Raw genomic sequence first — 17306 nt, 5'->3', positions numbered from 1 at the left:
AACTAGGCCCGCCCCCGCTTGCGCGTGGTCATCGCCGTTTCGGAAAGGTCCACTTCGCGCACCAGCTTCGCCATCGTTTCGTCGTTGATCTTGTGCTGGTTGCGCAGCGCGAGCAGCGTGGCCCGTTCGGCGCGCATGGCGGCGAGGCGCATGCGGATCTCCAGCGCCTCGGCACGGCGCGCGTGATGGCTGCGGTCGCTGTTGCTGTCGAGTGTCGCGAGGCGCCGGCGGTAGGTGTCCATCACGCGCGCCGTCGTATCCGCTGCATAAGCGGCCTCCGATTCGTCCATTTTTTCGCTCACCTCGTCGTGCAGGGCATCGACGGCGCGGATGGCCGCCTGCGCGGCCTGTGTGCGCGCGGCGCGCTCTTCGGCCAGATGCGCGGGGACGCCCGTGCGCCCGGCGCCGCGCAGCAGCGCGGGCAAGCCCACGATCGCCACCAGCAGCGAGGCGAGGATCACGCCGGTCGCGATGAAGATCGCCGTGTCGCGCCCGGGCAGCGCGCTGCCGTCGGCGAGCGTCACCGGCAGCGAGAGCACGCCCGCGAGCGTGACCGCGCCGCGCACGCCCGCTACGGTGGTGATCGCGACGGTGCGCAGCCCCGGCACGGCGTTCGCCACGCCGTGGCGCGCGGCACTGCGGCTCGCCACCCAGCGCAGCAGCCAGACCCACGCAAAGCGCATGGCATAGAGCGCGGCTAGCACCGCCGCGATATAGCCGATCAGCAGCGCCATCCGCGCATTGCTGGTGTGATGCGCGTCGAGCAGCGCCTTGCCGAGGATGCCGGGAAACTGCAGGCCGAGCAGCGTGAACACCATGCCGTTGAAGACGAACTCGATCATGGTCCAGGTGCTCGCCGCGCGCACGCGCGCCGAAACCGGCCCCATGTGCGCGACGCTCGTGTAGTTCATCATCATCCCCGCGGCCACGGCGGCAAGCACCCCTGAACATTCCAGGTGCTCGGCGAAGAGATAGGCGGCGAACGGGATCAGCATGGTCATCACCACGCCGGGCGCGGGGTCGCCGTCGTCGGTGACGTTGAGAAAGCGTGCCGACATATAGCTGCAGATCCAGCCGATCGCCGCACCGATGGCGAGTCCGCCCGCCGCGATCACCACGAAGCTGAGCGCGGCCGCGCGCAGCGAGAAGTAGCCGGTGAGCGCGGCCGCCACGGCGAACTTGAGCGCGACGAGGCCCGAAGCGTCGTTCATCAGCGCTTCGCCTTCCAGAATGTGCATGAGCTGCGCGGGTAGCCGGTCCTTGCCGGCGATGGCCGAGAGCGCCACGGCGTCGGTGGGCGAGAGGACGGCGGCGAGCGCGAACGCCACGGGCAGCGAGATCACCGGCACGAGCCAGTGCACGAAATAGCCCACGGCCACCACGGTAATGAGCACGAGACCGAGCGCGAGCATGAGGATCGCGCGGCGCTGCATGAAGAATTCGCGCTTGGGGATGCGCCAGCCGTCCGCGAACAGCAGGGGCGGGATGAAGAGCGCCATGAAGATATCGGGATCGAACGTGACGTGCGGATTCACGCGCGGAAAGGTGAGCAGCGCGCCGATGCCGATCTGCACGAGCGGCAGCGGCAATTTCACCGGCAAAAGACGCATGACGACACCCGAAAGCGCCACGGCGAGGAGCAGAATGAGAACGGTGAAGAAGATTTCCATCGAGCGTACGAAGGGCGGGACGCCTGGGCGTCCCTTCAAGGCGGAAGGTTGGTCGAGCGGCCGGCAAGCCGGCAGGGTCGGGACAGTTTAGCCCGAGGGATGCCGCGGGCGTCCCGAAGTCGGCAGGGCACGTGAGAAACGACGGTCGGAGGAACCAAGAAGCAGTGGCTGGAGGAGACACAGGCGCCGCGATCCACACAGACGCAGGGCGCCGCGGTACGAACCAGGGGCGTAGGCCGCGCACGATTCTGGTGCGCGAGATGCCCGCTCGCGGCGCATGCGGCTCGTTCGGTCCCCGTACTTCGATGCGTGCCACATCGGAGTGCGAGTGAGCACGGACTTTGCTTTCCAGCAGCCTGTGACGCAATGAACCGGCCTGGCGGCCACAGCGCGCGAGTGTGTCGCGCCACTGCCAGCGCCGTTCTCGCGCGAGAGGAAGGCATGACCACAGAGCAACAGGACAGACCGGCGGCGGTGCCGCACGGTTTCAATTTGAGCGTCACTTCGGGCCTGCAGCGCTATAGCGCCCAACATGGCGACCTCACGCTGACGAGCGTATTCCAGCCCGTATTCAGCCTTTCGCATATGCGGGCGGTCGGCTACGAGGGGCTTTTGCGCGCCCACGACGCCTTCGACCGGCCGGTTTCGCCGCTCGACGTGTTCGGCGACGCGGCGCGCGTGGGCGAGGCGCTGCACGTGGATCGCCTGGCGCAGGGGCTGCACATCGAGAACTTCAAGCTGCTGGGCGCCGAGCGCGAGTGGCTCTTTCTCAACGTGCACGCCGGCACGCTGATCGAGCCGTATCACACGGCCGCGCTGCTCGCGAACCTGCGGCGGCTCGAGTTGCCGCCGCGGCGCATCGTGCTCGAAGTGCTCGAAGAAGAGGCCACCGACCTCGAAGCCCTCGCGCGCGCCGTGGCGTCGTTTCGCGAGCGCGGCTTTCTGGTGGCGCTCGACGACTTCGGCGCGGGCCACGTGGATATCGGCCGCGTGTGGCAGCTCAATCCCGACATCGTGAAGCTCGACCGCATCATGCTGCTGCACGCGGCGCATCGCGCGGACATGGCCGCCACGCTGCCCGCGCTCGTCACGCTGCTGCACGAGGCGGGCAAGCTCGTGCTGATCGAGGGCGTGGAGACCGAGCAGGAGGCGCAGCTCGCGCTCTCGTGCAACGCGGACTTCGCGCAGGGTTTCTTTTTCGCGCGGCCGGCGCCTGGCCTTACCGATGCGTGCCAGGCGCAATGCGTGATCGCCGAGGCGACGGAGCGCTTTCGCACCCAGACCGAGGAGCGCGAGCGCGGCGCGGCAAGCCGTCTCGCGCCGTATCTGCGCGCCTTCGAACGCGCGGCCGAGCGGCTTTCCGCGGGCGAGCCGCTGGAAGAAGTGTGCTGGAACTTCCTCGGCCTCGCGCACGCGGCGCGCTGCTTCCTGCTCGACGCGAGCGGACGGCAGGCGGGGCGCAACGTGGTGCTGCGCGTGGATCGCGCCCAGGGCGATGCGCGCTTCCTGCCGCTCGACGACGCGCAAGGCGCGAACTGGCTGCGCCGTCCGTACTTTCGCGCGGCGCTCGTCACGCCGGGGCGCGTGCACGTGACCACGCCGTATCTGTCGATCAACGAGGCGCTGCCGTGCGTGACGCTTTCGATGGCCGTGCAGGTCGGCGACCGGCTGTGCGTGCTGTGCGGCGATATCGACTGGGTCGAATAGGCGCGCTTCTGCGATCATGTCCGTGGTCTTCACGACACGGTGCTTTCGCATGGAACAGAAGCGGCAACACGAACGGATAGGGCTCGAAGTCATCGCGACGACTGTCGCCGATGCGAAAGCGGCTGCGCGCGGCGGCGCGGATCGTCTCGAACTGGTGACCGCGATGGGCGAAGGCGGCCTCACGCCGAGCATCGGTTTGATCGAAGCCGTGGTCGAGGCGGTGCCGATTCCCGTCAATGTGATCGTGCGGCCGCACAGCCGCTCGTTCGTCTACGATGCCTGCGACTATGCGGTGATGCTGCGCGACGTGCGCGCGGCGAAATCGGCGGGCGCGCATGCGGTCGTGACCGGCATGCTGACTGCGGCGCACGAGGTCGATCGCGAGGGCTTGCAGCGCGTGATCGATGCCGCGGACGGGATGCCGCTCACGTTTCATCGCGCGTTCGACGAAGCGCGCGATCTGCACGAAGCCTTCGACGTGCTGCTCGGCTTCGATGCCGTGACGAACGTGCTCACCTCGGGAGGCAAGCCTTCGGTGCTCGATGCCACGGCGCAGATCGAATCGCTCGTGCGGCGCGCGGCGAACACGCATTGCACGGTTCTCGCCGGCGCCGGGCTGACGATCGAGCGCGTGGCCGCGTTCGCGAGTGCCACGCGGGTGCGCGCGGTTCACTTCGGCTCCGGCGTGCGCATCGACAACAAGGGGCTTGCTCCGGTCGACGAAAACAAGGTGCGGCGCGTGCGGGCTTTGCTCGACGCCTGATCGACGCAACGACGCACCGACAAAAAAGCGCGCGCCGTCCAGAAGAACGGCGCGCGCTTCCTCGCTTTGCCTGGCTTCCGTCTTACTTCGCGACGACGACCGGGATGCCGCGCAGCGTGCCCGCACCCTTTACCTCTGCGAGCGCTGCCTTGACGACCGCGCTCGTCGCGGGCTCGATGTGCAGCCGCGCCGCGAGTTCGCGTTCGCTGCGCTTCACGGCAGCGAGGTTCGCGAGCTTCACGTGACCGTAGCCGCGCACGCGCTGGTGCAGGCTCGCGAGCTTCACGATGTCGTCGGCGTTTTCGGCGTTCAGGCTGGCGAACACGCCGCGCAGCGTCGCTTCATAGTCGTCGGCCAGCGCGCGTTCCATGCGGCGCTCGAGCGTCTTGCCGAACGGATCGATCCACGTGCCGCGCACGCCGCGGCCCTTCGAGAGCAGTGCGAGCGCGCTCCAGAGCCACTGGCCGAACTGCATCTTGCGCGGCGCTTCCGCAAACTGCGCACCGTGCTTCGCACGCGCGAGGACCGGCGGCGCCATGTTGAACTTCACCGTGAAGTCGCGGCCCGCCGTGCCTTCGAACTGCGCTTCGAGCGCGGTGCGGAACGCCGGGTCGGTGTGCAGGCGCGCGACTTCGTATTCGTCCTTCACCGCGAGCAGGCGATAGAACGTCGTCGCGACGGCGCGCGTCAGTGCGTGGTCCGCGAGCGTGTCAGTGGGTTTATCAAAGGGTTTATCAACGGCGCGCGCCGCATCGACGAGCGCGCGATAACGCTTTGCGTAGCCCGCGCCGCCGTAGGCGACGAGGCGCGCTTCGCGGTCGGCGATCAGTTCGTCGAGCGTTTGCGTGAGCTTCGGCGCGGCAATCTGCTTGCGCGCGGCATCGAGCGATTCGAGCGCGGCGGGGTCGGCGGCGGCGAGGCGGCCAATCGAGAACGCCAGCAGGTTCGCCTGCACGGCCACGTTGTTGAGCTCGATCGCACGCGTGAGCGCGGCGAGCGAAACCGGCACGAGGCCGAGCTGCCACGCGTAGCCGAGCATCACGATGTTCGCGCCGATGGTGTCGCCGAGGAAGCGCTGCGCGAGAGCCTGGGCGTCGCATGCCGAAAGCGGATCCTGCGCGTTCGCCGCACCGTGGGTCGCCGCGTGGCGCATCTTCGCGAGTAGCGCGTCCGCATGCAGGTTCGCTTCGGGGTTCTGCACGAACGAAGCGTTCGGAATCTCGTGCGTGTTCACCACGATGCGCGTGCGGTCGTGGCGCACCGTTTGCAATGCGTCGGCGCTCGCGCCCACCACCATGTCGCAGGCGAGCAGCAGGTCGGCCTGCTGCGTGTCGATGCGCACCTGGTTGAGCAGGGCATCCGTCGCGGCGAAGCGCACGAACGACAGCACCGAGCCGCCCTTTTGCGCGAAGCCCATGAAGTCGAGCACCGAAGCGCTCTTGCCTTCCAGATGCGCGGCCATGCTGATGAGCGCGCCCACCGTCACCACGCCCGTGCCGCCCACGCCCGTCACAAGGATGTCGTAGGGCGCGCTGTCCAGATGCGTCTGCGGCACCGGCAGCGCGTCGATGCGCGCGGCGAGCGCCTGCGGATCGAACGCGGCGCCCGCAGCCTTCTTCAGCTTGCCGCCTTCGATCGTCACGAAGCTCGGGCAAAAGCCGTTCACGCACGAATAGTCCTTGTTGCACGAGGACTGGTCGATGCGGCGCTTGCGGCCCAGTTCGGTCTCCACCGGCTCCACCGAAAGGCAGTTCGACTGCACGCCGCAATCGCCGCAGCCTTCGCAGACGGCTTCGTTGATGAAGAGGCGCTTGTTCGGGTCGGGGAATTCGCCCTTCTTGCGGCGGCGGCGCTTTTCGGCGGCACAGGTCTGGTCGTAGATCAGCACGGTCACGCCCGGGGTGTCGCGCAACTCGCGCTGCACCGTGTCCAGTTCGCTGCGATGGTGGAACGTCGTGCCGGCCGGGAACAGGCCGTGATGGCCGTCGTATTTTTCGGGCTCGTCGCTCACCACGACGAAGCGCGAGACGCCTTCGGCCTCCACCTGGCGCGCGATCTGCGGCACCGAGATGCTGCCGTCCACGGGCTGGCCGCCCGTCATTGCCACGGCGTCGTTGTAGAGAATCTTGTAGGTGATGTTGGCCTTCGCGGCCACGGCCTGGCGGATCGCAAGGATGCCTGAATGAAAATAAGTGCCGTCGCCGAGATTCTGGAACACGTGCTTCATGTTCGTGAACATCGAATGCGCGGCCCAGTCCACGCCTTCGCCGCCCATCTGGATGAGGCCGGTGGTATCGCGCTCCATCCACGAAGCCATGAAGTGGCAGCCGATCCCGGCCTGCGCGATGGAGCCTTCGGGCACCTTCGTCGAGGTGTTGTGCGGGCAGCCCGAGCAGAAGTAGGGCGTGCGGCGCACGGCGTCGGCCACGTTCGAGAGGATCTGCGGCGCGACGAGATCGACCACGCGCTCGCGGCGGTCGAGCGCCGGCTTGTGCTTCGCGAGCCAGGCGGCGAACACGGGCAGGATGCGCGAGGGGCGCAGCTCGCCGAGTTCGGAGAGCAGCACGGTGCCGTCTTCGGCGTGCTTGCCGGTGATGGCGGGGCGTGCTCCCACGGTCCGGTTGTAGAGATGGTCCTTGATCTGCTGCTCGATCACGGGGCCTTTCTCTTCGATCACGAGCACGTCGGTCAGGCCCGAGACGAATGCGTCGATGCGCGACATCTCCAGCGGGAAGGAGAGGCCCACCTTGTAGATGCGCACGCCGGCCGCTTCGAGATCGTCCACCGAGAGATCGAGGCGGCGCAGCGCTTCCATCAGATCCAGATGGGCCTTGCCGCAGGTGACGATGCCCACGTTCGCGTGCGGACTCGGCGCGATCCACTTGTCGATGCTGTTCGCGCGCGCGAAGTGGCGCACGGCGTCGAGCTTGGCGGCGAGGCGCGCCTCGATCGCGAGGCTCGGCAGATCGGGCCAGCGATTGTGCAGGCCGCCGGGCACAGGCGCGAAGCCCGCAGTTGCCATATCGGGCGCTTGCCAGTCGGTTTTGATCGCATCGAGATCGACGGTCGAGCCCGACTCCACCGTTTCCGAAATCGCCTTGAAGCCCACCCACGCGCCCGAGTAGCGCGAGAGCGCCCAGCCGTACAGCCCGAACTCGAGCATGTCGGCGACGTTCGACGGGTTCACGACCGGCATGTGCCACGACATCATCGCGAAGTCGCTCTGATGCGGCATCGACGACGAAACGCAGCCGTGGTCGTCGCCGGCCACCACGAGCACGCCGCCGTGCGGCGACGAACCATAGGCGTTGCCGTGCTTGAGCGCGTCGCCCGCGCGGTCCACGCCCGGGCCCTTGCCGTACCACATCGCGAAGACGCCCTCGACGGTGCGCTCCGGGTCGGCTTCCACGCGCTGCGTGCCGAGCACCGCCGTGCCGCCCAGTTCCTCGTTGATGGCGGGCAGAAAGCGCACGCCGGCCGCGTCGAGCAGTTTCTTCGCTTTCCACGCCTGCTGATCGACCATGCCGAGCGGCGAGCCGCGATAGCCGCTGATGAAGCCCGCGGTGTTCAGGCCGCGCGCGGCGTCGCTCGCGTGCTGCATCAGCGCGAGGCGGATGAGCGCCTGGGTGCCGGTGAGGAAAATGCGTCCGCGCGTGGCGGTGAGGTTGTCGCTCAGGCGGTAGTCGGCGAGCGGCGGCGAGGCCGGGCCAAAAGCGGGCGAGTTGCCGAACGCGGGGCGGGCGGTCATGGGGGAAGTCTCCTTTTTATGGCATCGCAGCGTCCGGTGCCCGGTACGCCGCGAAAGAGACTCTATTTTTTCGCGCCAATGAGGGAAATATTTTGCTAACTACCTCTGCCGCCGCGCTGCTTGCGCGAGATGCTGCCCAGCAATTCCCATTTTTGAGATGAATTTTCCGCTGCCCGCCAGGCGGACGCGGGCCGGCCTGCTCAAACGAACTGCGTACCGTGAGCGGGCGGTCCGTCGTACGGCTCGATCTCGTGGAAGTTGGCGTAGTCGATATGCGTCACGCCATCGACCTCGTAGAGCAGATCGACGTAGCGGTATTGCCAGCGAATCTCGCTATCCGACCAGGTGTGGCGCGCCTGCATGGTCTGCGCCGTCGATTCGTCGGAGCCTTCGATCATCGCGAGCAGCGAGGCGTGCTGGCGCCCGAGCGATTCGGGCGTTTCGCCGTAGAGCGGGCTCGATTCGTCGATCACGTGCATGAGGTTCCAGCCGAGCGTGAAGATCGGATGCTGGTCGCGCACGAGCTTGAGGTCGTAGATGCGCCGCGCCGTGTAGCCGTCCGCGGTGGTTTCGGTGCGCATGAGCCGCAGCTTCGCGCCCGCTTCGGCAATCACGTTCTGGCGCGCGTTGGCCGCGCGCACCATCAGCGTGGGGTGGCCGTTGATGGGGTGCACGACCACCTCGCGCGTGAACATGATCTTCGCGCGCGGCCGCGAGAAGCGCGCGAACACGAGCCCCGTGGCAAGAGCGATTCCCGACATGCCGACGAAGATCTCGAGGGTCGCGACGAGATGGGCATAGAGGGTCTGCGGATGCATGTCGCCATAGCCGACCGTGGCGAGCGTTTCGACGCTGAAGAAGAACGCGCCGCCAAAGCCTGGCGGGTACTGATTGGCGATGGGGGCGTGGCCGAACTGGTACAGGCAGGCGAAAACCGCGTTGAGGAAGAGAAAGAGCGCGGCGAGCGAGGCGAAGAACGTGGGCCAGCGCATGGTGAGGGCGCTGTGATAGAGATCGCGCCAGCCCGTGGACGGCATGCCGTGCACCATGATTTGCCGCGCGCCGATCATCAGCTTGCGCGGCGTGCCGCCCGAGCGCCGGATGGGTTCGGCCGGGCCCGTGCGGCCTTGCGCGGCTTGCGCTTGTGCGCTCGGTTGCGAGGGCTCGGGCGTCATGGTGGGGTCTCTTCGGGCGGAAATGGGCACAAGCGTAGCAATGCCGAAGAGAGTGGACAAGCTGGGGGCGGCGCGGTGTACCGCCGCGCGCGACGCCTCGTTGCGAGCCGTAGCGAAAACGGGGGGAAAACGCAAGGAAAAGACGCGAGGAGCGCGCAGGAAAAAACTCAGGGAAACGCGTGCGGTCCCGGAATGCCCGCGCCGTGTTCGATGTCGGCGATCGCCTGGCGGCGGGCGACATCGACGGCAACGTCCGGTGCTTCGAAGCCCGCATTGCCGCCGATGGTGATCCACGGCTGCACGGGTTTGTCGCGGTGCGTGATCTGATATTCGGCGTCCCAGCGCGCACCCTGCAGTGCGAGCGGATGCACACGGATCGCGTAGACGCCGTAGAGAAAGAGCTGATCGGCCATGATCGCCTCCAGCCGGATTACCGGAGAATGCCTCGAATGCCGGGCGCAGGTTTGGGTCAGGCCGCGCTACAGTTCGAGCTCGCCAAGAATGCGGTGCGCCAGTGCCTTGGCTTCTTCCAGAGCTTCTTCCGGCGTACCCGATGCGCCGTCCACTTCGTAGACCGCGTTTTCGAGCTCTTCGCCGTCGTCGCGCGCCAGTGAGACCAGGCCCTGATACTGCCCGTCGTCCACGGGCCGCACCGTCGCGACCGCCGTGTAGATCCCCTTGGTATAGGTGACGTCATCCATAGCGCGCTCCTCGGGAAAGGAAAGGCCTTCCCGGCGCGTGGCCCGCGCGGCTCGCGGCACCGGGGAGGAAATTCCATGCTAGCACGTTGCCCGCGCGGCTGCGGGGCACGCAGATGACAGCGAGGCGTCTAGTCCGCGAGCAGCGCGACCACTTCGTCGAGCGTCGGCGAATGCGCGCCGGGGCGCCGGCAGGCCGCCGCTCCCGCGGCGAGCGCGAACGCCAGGTGCTGGCGCCACGTGCGCTGCGGCGTGCTCATGAGGCTGAAGAGCAGGCCGCCGATCGAGGCGTCGCCCGCGCCCACCGTGTCCGCGACTTCGACGCGCGGCGGCGCCGCCTCGAGCACTTCGCCCCCGGCGGTGTAGAGCGAGGCGGGTTGCGCGCCGCGCGTCACGAGCACCGTCGCGGCGGGGTTCAGCGCGCGCACCGCCGCGATCGCATCGGCTTCGCCCTGGCCCGGGAACAGCATGCGCAGGTCTTCGTCGGAGACCTTGATGAGATCGGCGAGCGCCGCCATGCGGCGCAGGATCGGCTCGTAGCCGTGCGCCATCAGGTTGCGGTAGTTCGGGTCGAAGCTGATCTTCACGCCGGCTGCGCGCAGTTCGGCCGCGAGGGTGGCGAGCGTTTCGCCGAGCGGCTGGCGCACGAGGCTGATGCAGCCGAAGTGCGCCCACTTCGCATGGGCGCGCCAGCCTTCGGGCAGCTTCGCGGGATCGAAGGCGAGGTCGGCGCTTTGCTCGCCGATGAAGTAGTACGCGGGCGGATGCGTCTCGTGGACGATGGCGAGGAGCGGCGGGCGCTCCACGCGCTGCATGAAGCGCATGTCGAGGCCGGCCGCGACACTCGCGTTCCAGAGTTCGTCGGAGAAGTTGTCGGTGCCGAGCGAGCCCACGCAGGCCGTGGGCAGGCCGAGCCGCGCGACCGCGCGCGCGACGTTCCAGCCGGCGCCGCCCGGGTGCGCGCGCCATTGCGAATCGGCCTGCGCAGGCGTGCCCTCGGGCGCGGGCGTGCGCACGAGGTCGGTGAGGATGTCGCCGGCCGAAACGAAGGCCGGGAAGCCCGACGAGAAGTCGGGGCCCGTGCTGCAGGTACTCATTGCGTCTCCTCCTTACTGTGCGAACGCCGCGCTGCGGCCGACGGCCGGCGCCATGCCGCGACCCGGCAGCGCATTGAGCGTCTCGTAGCACGCACCCATCGTGTGGTAGTCGGTCTTGCCGGCGGGGCTCTTCTCGTCGCTGTACTTGCGGTTGTCGCAGGTGAGGATGCGATACCACGCGCCATAGCGGTGATCGACGAAATACGTCCAGCTATAGCGCCACAGTTCGTCGTACCAGTCCCAGAAGCGTTCGTTGCCCGTGCGCTTGCCGAGCAGCGCCGCCGTGGCGAAGGTCTCGGCCTGCACCCAGAAGTACTTGTCGTGATCGCATACCGTGCCGTCCGGGCCGAAGCCGTAGTAGAGGCCGCCGTGATCGTTGTCCCAGGCGTGCGACATGGCCGCGTCGAAGAGCTCGATCGCGCGCGGCAGGAGCCACGGCAGCGGACGATGCCGCTCGAGGATCAGCAGGAGCTTCGCCCATTCGGTCTGGTGCCCCGGCTGGAAACCCCACGGACGGAAGATGTTCGAGCTGTCTTCTTCGTTGTAGTGCCAGTCCACCGACCAGTCGGCGTGATAGTGCTCCCACACGAGCCCCTGCGAGAGCTTCGCCTGGCGCAGCGTGAGGTTCGAGGCGATGCGTTCCGCGCGGTCGAGATAGACGAGGTGGCCGGTCGCCTCGTAGGCGGCGAGCAGCGCTTCGGTGCCGTGCATATTCGCGTTCTGGCCGCGGTAGGTCGAGACCACCCAGTCGGCGCTCGCTTCGTCGGCATAGAGGCCGGCGGCGGCGTCCCAGAAGCGGTGCTCCATGAGCTCGAACGTCGCCGCGATCATCGGGCGCGCTTCTTCGATGCCGGCCATGGCCGCATGCGCATACGCGAGCAGCACGAACGCGAGGCCGTAGCAGTGGCGCGTGGCGTCGAGCGTGCGCTTCTTGCCGTCGCGCCAGTCGATCTCCCAGTCGTAGCCTTCGTGATGCGGGTCCCAGTGCGCGTCGCGCAGGAACTTCAGACCGTGGCGCGCGTATTCGAGGTGTTGCGGGTCGCCGGACTCGCGGTACGCCATCGCATAGTTGAAGACGAAGCGGCAACTGCTCACGAGGTGGCGCGAATGCGCGTTGTACACCGAGCCGTCGTCGCGGAAGTAGTGGAAGAAGCCGCCCGTCGGGTCGTACACATTGGGCGCGTAAAAGCGCAGCGTGTCTTCTACGTGCGAGAGCAGGAACGCGCGGTCGCGGAAGTTCGCGACCGGCGGCACAGCGGCCGCTTGCGCGTCGGCGTCGGTGCCGGCGTGGGGGGAAACGGTATCGGTGAGCTTCGTCATGGCTTTCTCATCAGGGCTTGAGCGTGGCGACGCCGGCGTGCGGCAGCGCCCTGCGCGAAGATGGGGAGGCGGGGGTGTCCGCGGCATGGGGGGCCGGGTGCGCCACCGTGCTGCCGCGCACGATCAGGCGCACGGGCAGGCTGATCTCGCTTGCGGCCGGGGTTTCGTCGAGCAGCAACTCGACGCCGCGCCGGCCGAGCGCTTCCTTGTCCACCGCAATCGTCGAGAGCGCGGGCGCCGCGTGGGCCGCGCCCGCGATGTCGTCGAAACCGATGATCGCGATGTCCTCGGGCACCCGCAGCCCGCGTTGCTGGCACACGCGCAGGGCCGCGAGCGCGGCGGCGTCGTTGTAGGCGAACACGGCGTCGGGCGGCGCGCCGCGCGTGGTGTCGAGCAGGCGCTCCATCGCGCGCGCGGCGCCGGTGTCGGGATCGAGCCCGGCGTCGATCGTCACCTCGAGCGAGGGATCGAAGAGCAGGCCCGCTTCGAAGAACGCGCGCCGGTAGCCGAGCGCGCGCTGCGCGATGCTGTAGTGCGCGAGCGATCCGCCGATGAACGCGATGCGCCGCCGCCCCAGCTCGAAGAGGTGATTCATCGCGAGCGCGGCGCCCGGCAGATTGTCGATGTTCACCGAACGCAGACCCGCCGCCCACAGGTCGATCAGCACGAGCGGCCGTTCCTGCGCGACGAGCGCGGCCAGCATTTCGGGTTCGACGAACCCGGCCACGGCAATGGCGTCGGGCGCGTGCAGGCGCAGTTGCTGGACGGTGTCGTCGGTGGGGCCGGCCGTGAGCAGCGCGGGCACGATGCCGTGCTCGCGGCACGCGTCTTCCACGCCGTGCAGGACATGCGAGAAAAACGGGCTGGCGGCGAAGTTGTTGTGCTGGCGATGCAGCAGGAACGTGAGGCGGCGAATACGCGGACGCAGCTGGCCCCAGTCGTAGCCGAGCGCGTTCGCGACTTCGACGACGCGTGCGCGCGTGGCCTCCGAGAGGCCCGGCTGGTTCTTCAGGGCGCGCGAGACCGTGCCGATTGACACGTTGGCTGCCTGCGCGACATCGCGGATGGTTGTCCCCATGGCTCCTGGCGGGCGGCGCGCGCGAGGGCGCCGTGCGGGTAAGGTCAGATGAGGGGCGATTGTATAGTAAAAATTGGTACAGGCAACGTAGAAGGGGCGAGCGGAATCACCGTAAATACCCGTATATAAGCCTATAAACGTAAATTTACGTGTTTAGTAAATAAGGCTAAACAAGACCGGCCGGGCACGGCGGTTGCGCTACGGGATCCATCATCATTCGAACCTCGGGAGACGCACCATGCTCAGCACCATCCTGCTCGTTATCGTGATCCTGCTGCTGATCGGCGCCTTCCCTGCATGGCCATACAGCCGGTCGTGGGGTTATGCGCCGTCGGGCACGCTCGGCGTGATCGTCGTCGTGCTGGTCGTGCTCCTGCTGATGGGGACGATATGACGACAGGCGGCGCGCTCCTGCGAGCGTGCCGCCTCATCTTTGCCTTGCGGCCGGTGATGCGTGCGGAGGCGGCGCGGCCGCGGGAACTCAGTTCGCCGCTGTGAGCGGTTCGCCGTGCGTGGGCACGAGCGCCGCGCTGTCGCTGCTGTCGATCGCGACGAGCCCCGTCGGCTCCTGCTTCGCGCGCCGCTTGGCCAGCGCGGCGAGCGAGGCGATGGCTTCGCTGCTGTGGCGCGCGCCGTCGCCCGGGGCGACGTGCACGCAACCGATCGCCATCGTCACGAAGCTGAAGAAGGCGGGATTGCCGTGGCGGTCTTCGCCGCGTATGCCGCCCGCCATCCGGTCCGCCGGTGCGTAGTAGCGCAGCGCGCCGGCATTGAACGTCTCGATCGCGCGTCGCGCGCGTTCGAGCCAGGTCTCGCTCTGGAACAGGATCAGGAAGTCGTCGCCGCCCACGTGGCCGAGGAAGTCGCGCGTGGGGTCGCAGATGTCGGCCAGCACCGTGGCCGCGAACTTCAGCACTTCGTCGCCCTGCCAGTAGCCGTACTGATCGTTGAACGGCTTGAACTGGTTCAGATCCACGTAGCACGCGTAGAAGCCGGCATCGTGCGAGAGCAGCCGCTCGATGTGCGAGCTGATCGGGATGTTGCCCGGCAGGAAGGTGAGCGGATTCGCGTAGCGCGCCGCCTGGATGCGCACTTCGGTCACGGCGCGCACGAGGCTCTCGCCGGTGCCGAGGCCGGCGTAACGGCCGTTGTCGGTGATCACGAAGCCGTCGGCGAGATAACGCTGGTCGTCGCTCGCGAGGAGCGTGGCCATCTGCTCGACCGTCATCGACTGCTCGATCAGCACGGGCGAGGCGTTCGCGAACTGCAGGCACGCTTTTTTGCCGAACAGCTCGCGGTGATACGGCAGCGCGTAGCGGTCCATGAACGCGCGCCGGTTGATGAGCGCGACCGGGCGGTCGTCCTCCACCACCGCCACCGCGTGCAGCTCGGGCTGGCGGTTGAAGAGGTCCAGCACGTCGTTGTTGGTCGCGCGGCGCGGCACCGCGGGCGCGTGCACGATCATCTTTTCCGCGGGCGCGCCGCCGCCGGCCTGGCTCGTTGCCGCGCGGCGCGCGGGTTCCGGGAACACGGCGATGTGGTCCGCGCGCAGCGCTTCGCGCGTTTCCTGCGCGAGCACGTGCGCCGGCGCGACATCGGGACGGCCGAAGAAAAAGCCCTGGCCGCTGCCGATGCCCATGTCGCGCAGCACGATCAGGTCGGCTTCGTTTTCGATGCCTTCGGCCACGAGCCGCGCGCCGCTTGCCTGCGCGAAGTGCTGCATCGCGCGCACGGCCTCGAACTTGAGCGCGTTGCTGGCGATGTCGTGGATGAAGAAGCGGTCGATCTTCACGACGTCGGGCTGCAGGCGCACCCACAGATTCATGCTCGCGTTGGCGGTGCCGTAGTCGTCGAGTGCGAACTGCGCGCCGGCGGCGCGCAGCGCATCGACGATCTGGGTGAATTCGCCCAGGTCCTCGATCGCGCTCTGCTCGGTGAGCTCGATCACCACGCGGCGCGCGTCGAGCGTGCCGTCGAAGAGAGCGGGCGTGTCGCGGCCGGCGTCGGTGAGCTGACGCAGCGCGGCCGCGCTGAAATTGAGGAACAGCTTGCCGTGGCAGCCCAGCTGCGCGAAGGCCTCGATGCAGGTCCGCGCCGCGGCGTGCTCGAGCGAGGTCGTGCAGCCCTCTTCGAGCGCCTGCGCGAAGAGCGCGGCCGGCGTTTCGAGCGGCGAGCCGGCGGGGCCGCGGATCAGGCCTTCATAGCCGAGGATCGCGCCGTCCTCGAAATCGACGATCGGCTGGAAGACGGCGCGCAGATGGCGCCGGCCGATCAGGCCTGCTATGCCGGATAAGGCGGTGGGCGAGGACGACGCGTGAGAAGACATGGCTAAGCCTTTCAGGCAAGGACGCCACGCTTAACGGCAGCACACGGAAAGAATTAAGTGAATTTTTAGTGACAAGCCGGGAGGCCGGTGCGGCGGGGAAGGAAGCGGCGGCAACGTGTGCCGCGCCGCACCAGGCGGCGCGGCGCGAAAGACGCCGCTTAGCGCTGGGCGCTCGCCGTGCCGCGCTCGCCGCTGCCCGGGTGCGATTCGTCGCCGGCGTGGGCGCCGCGCTCCTCGCTCATGTCGCGCGCGCCCCAGCGCTGCGCGAGCGCCGCGCACACCATCAGCTGGATCTGGTGAAACAGCATGAGCGGCAGGACGACGGCGCCCACGGCATTCGAGGCGAAGATCACCTTGGCCATCGGCACGCCGGCCGCAAGGCTCTTCTTCGACCCGCAGAAGATGATCGTGATCTGGTCGGCGCGAGAGAAACCGAGCTTCTTGCTCGTGAACATGGTGACGGCGAGCGCCAGCGCGAGCAGCACGGCATTCACGACGACGAGGCCGCCGAGCGCGGCGAGCGGCACGTGATGCCAGAGCCCTTCGTTGACGGCCTCGCTGAACGCGCCATAAACGACGAGCAGGATCGACCCCTGATCGACGAACTTCAGCACGCCGCGATTGCGCTCGATCCAGCGGCCGATCACGGGGCGCAGCAATTGCCCGGCTACGAACGGCACGAGCAGTTGCAGCACGATGTTCCAGACCGTGTGCCAGGCCGAGCCGCTGCCCGCATTCTGGTTCGAGATCACGACGCTCACGAGCGCGGGCGTGATGAAGATGCCGAGCAGGCTCGAAGCGGACGCGCTGCACACGGCGGCGGGCACGTTGCCGCGCGCGATCGACGTGAAGGCGATGGACGACTGCACCGTGGAGGGCAGCGTGCAGAGGAACAGCACGCCTGCATAGAGGGCCGGCGTGACGAGCGGCGAGAGCACCGGCTTGAGCACGAGGCCCAGCACCGGAAAGAGGACGAAGGTGCTGGCCAGCACGACGAGGTGCAGGCGCCAGTGCGTCGCGCCCGCGATGATCGCTTCGCGCGAGAGCTTGGCGCCGTGCAGGAAGAACAGCAGGCCGACGGCGATATTCGTGAGCCAGTTGAAGGCCATGGCGGCCTGGCCGTGCACCGGCAGCAGGCTCGCGAGGATCACGGTGCCGACGAGGCACAGCGTGAAGTTATCGGGCAGGAATTTCGGACGGGCCATCGATCAATCTCGGAGCAATCTCAAGGCGCTGCGCACGGCTTCGAAGCGGGGCGGCGTTGAATCGGAGTACGGAATACCAGCAGCTATTGTCCCCGTAAAGCGATTGAAAAATCAAATTCATTTGAAGAATCGATTAATGAGTAGCCAGCATGAGCTGGGCGGTGCGCTGCTGGAGCAGCAGAAGCCGTGCAGAACCGATTGGCGCCTCTCGGTCCCGGATCTGACATTGTCAGACGCTGGTCTGATGTTTGCGATCCGTTGCGCGGGCATCCATCCTGGCATTGGGCAGGCATCGAACAAGCATCTTGCGGGCCTGCCTCCAAAGCCCCGCCGGACGGCCATCTGGAGCCGAAAAACCCAGCAGTAACATGGCGTTACAACCCTTCAGGAGGCATAACACTTTTTGGCTCGACACCTATTCGGCACGCCCATAAATTACCGTGAGAGGGCGCATCACCCCGTTGCGGCAGCAAGCGTTACGGATCGCGAGGGTGAGGGCGCCGGGACTGGCCCGCCACA

General features: G+C 67.7%; 14 protein-coding genes. 4 read left to right on the top strand and 10 right to left on the bottom strand.

Features of this window, described 5'->3' with window-relative positions:
* Nucleotides 1-2: 2 nt before the first annotated feature.
* Entirely contained in the window at nucleotides 3-1670 is a 1668-nt protein-coding gene (locus U5760_RS06630) for a Na+/H+ antiporter (protein ID WP_322010516.1), read from the bottom strand.
* Nucleotides 1671-2111: 441 nt separating this feature from the next.
* Here U5760_RS06630 and U5760_RS06625 point away from each other — a divergent pair, with 441 nt between their 5' ends.
* Together U5760_RS06625 and U5760_RS06620 are read left to right on the top strand one after the other, a co-directional pair.
* A complete protein-coding gene (locus U5760_RS06625; protein WP_322010514.1) occupies nucleotides 2112-3377 on the top strand; it encodes an EAL domain-containing protein in 1266 nt (421 codons plus the stop codon).
* Nucleotides 3378-3426: 49 nt separating this feature from the next.
* Complete coding sequence (locus U5760_RS06620; protein ID WP_322010513.1) at nucleotides 3427-4140, top strand: copper homeostasis protein CutC; 714 nt, start codon at nucleotides 3427-3429, stop codon at nucleotides 4138-4140.
* 82 nt (nucleotides 4141-4222) lie between these two features.
* Here U5760_RS06620 and U5760_RS06615 read toward each other — a convergent pair whose 3' ends face one another.
* The 7 genes from U5760_RS06615 to U5760_RS06585 form a co-directional block, all read right to left on the bottom strand.
* On the bottom strand, nucleotides 4223-7888 hold the full coding sequence (locus U5760_RS06615; RefSeq protein ID WP_322010512.1) for an indolepyruvate ferredoxin oxidoreductase family protein: 3666 nt from the start codon (nucleotides 7886-7888) through the stop codon (nucleotides 4223-4225).
* A 200-nt stretch (nucleotides 7889-8088) separates the two neighbouring features.
* On the bottom strand, nucleotides 8089-9063 hold the full coding sequence (locus tag U5760_RS06610) for an ion channel (RefSeq protein ID WP_415914051.1): 975 nt from the start codon (nucleotides 9061-9063) through the stop codon (nucleotides 8089-8091).
* Between the two features lie 167 nt (nucleotides 9064-9230).
* A complete protein-coding gene (locus U5760_RS06605; RefSeq protein ID WP_322010511.1) occupies nucleotides 9231-9476 on the bottom strand; it encodes a hypothetical protein in 246 nt (81 codons plus the stop codon).
* Between the two features lie 66 nt (nucleotides 9477-9542).
* Nucleotides 9543-9764, bottom strand: a complete 222-nt coding sequence (locus U5760_RS06600; RefSeq protein WP_322010510.1) for a hypothetical protein — start codon at nucleotides 9762-9764, stop codon at nucleotides 9543-9545.
* A 128-nt stretch (nucleotides 9765-9892) separates the two neighbouring features.
* On the bottom strand, nucleotides 9893-10858 hold the full coding sequence (locus U5760_RS06595) for a carbohydrate kinase (protein WP_322010509.1): 966 nt from the start codon (nucleotides 10856-10858) through the stop codon (nucleotides 9893-9895).
* Between the two features lie 12 nt (nucleotides 10859-10870).
* Nucleotides 10871-12178, bottom strand: coding sequence for an AGE family epimerase/isomerase (locus U5760_RS06590; RefSeq protein WP_322010508.1), 1308 nt, complete (start codon nucleotides 12176-12178; stop codon nucleotides 10871-10873).
* A gap of 10 nt (nucleotides 12179-12188) precedes the next feature.
* Nucleotides 12189-13256 carry a LacI family DNA-binding transcriptional regulator gene (locus U5760_RS06585; protein WP_322010507.1) on the bottom strand — a complete coding sequence of 356 codons (1068 nt, stop codon included), beginning with the start codon at nucleotides 13254-13256 and terminating at the stop codon, nucleotides 12189-12191.
* Nucleotides 13257-13494: 238 nt separating this feature from the next.
* On the opposite strand from U5760_RS06585, the gene U5760_RS06580 reads away from it, so the two are divergent.
* Complete coding sequence (locus U5760_RS06580) at nucleotides 13495-13650, top strand: DUF3309 family protein (RefSeq protein WP_322010506.1); 156 nt, start codon at nucleotides 13495-13497, stop codon at nucleotides 13648-13650.
* 87 nt (nucleotides 13651-13737) lie between these two features.
* On the opposite strand, the gene U5760_RS06575 is transcribed toward U5760_RS06580, so the two are convergent.
* Together U5760_RS06575 and U5760_RS06570 are read right to left on the bottom strand one after the other, a co-directional pair.
* On the bottom strand, nucleotides 13738-15582 hold the full coding sequence (locus U5760_RS06575; protein ID WP_322010505.1) for a phosphodiesterase: 1845 nt from the start codon (nucleotides 15580-15582) through the stop codon (nucleotides 13738-13740).
* Between the two features lie 158 nt (nucleotides 15583-15740).
* Nucleotides 15741-16787: a bile acid:sodium symporter family protein gene (locus U5760_RS06570; RefSeq protein WP_322010504.1), complete on the bottom strand. Its 1047-nt coding sequence runs from the start codon at nucleotides 16785-16787 to the stop codon at nucleotides 15741-15743.
* Here U5760_RS06570 and U5760_RS06565 point away from each other — a divergent pair.
* Nucleotides 16753-17154: a hypothetical protein gene (locus U5760_RS06565; RefSeq protein WP_322010503.1), complete on the top strand. Its 402-nt coding sequence runs from the start codon at nucleotides 16753-16755 to the stop codon at nucleotides 17152-17154. The two genes, U5760_RS06570 and U5760_RS06565, sit on opposite strands and share 35 nt — an antisense overlap.
* Nucleotides 17155-17306: the final 152 nt, after the last annotated feature.

The sequence above is a fragment of the Paraburkholderia sp. J12 genome (assembly GCF_905220215.1).
Taxonomy (GTDB): Bacteria; Pseudomonadota; Gammaproteobacteria; order Burkholderiales; family Burkholderiaceae; genus Paraburkholderia.
Note: the sequence above shows the minus strand (reverse complement) of the source record. Positions and strands in the feature narration are given on the sequence as shown.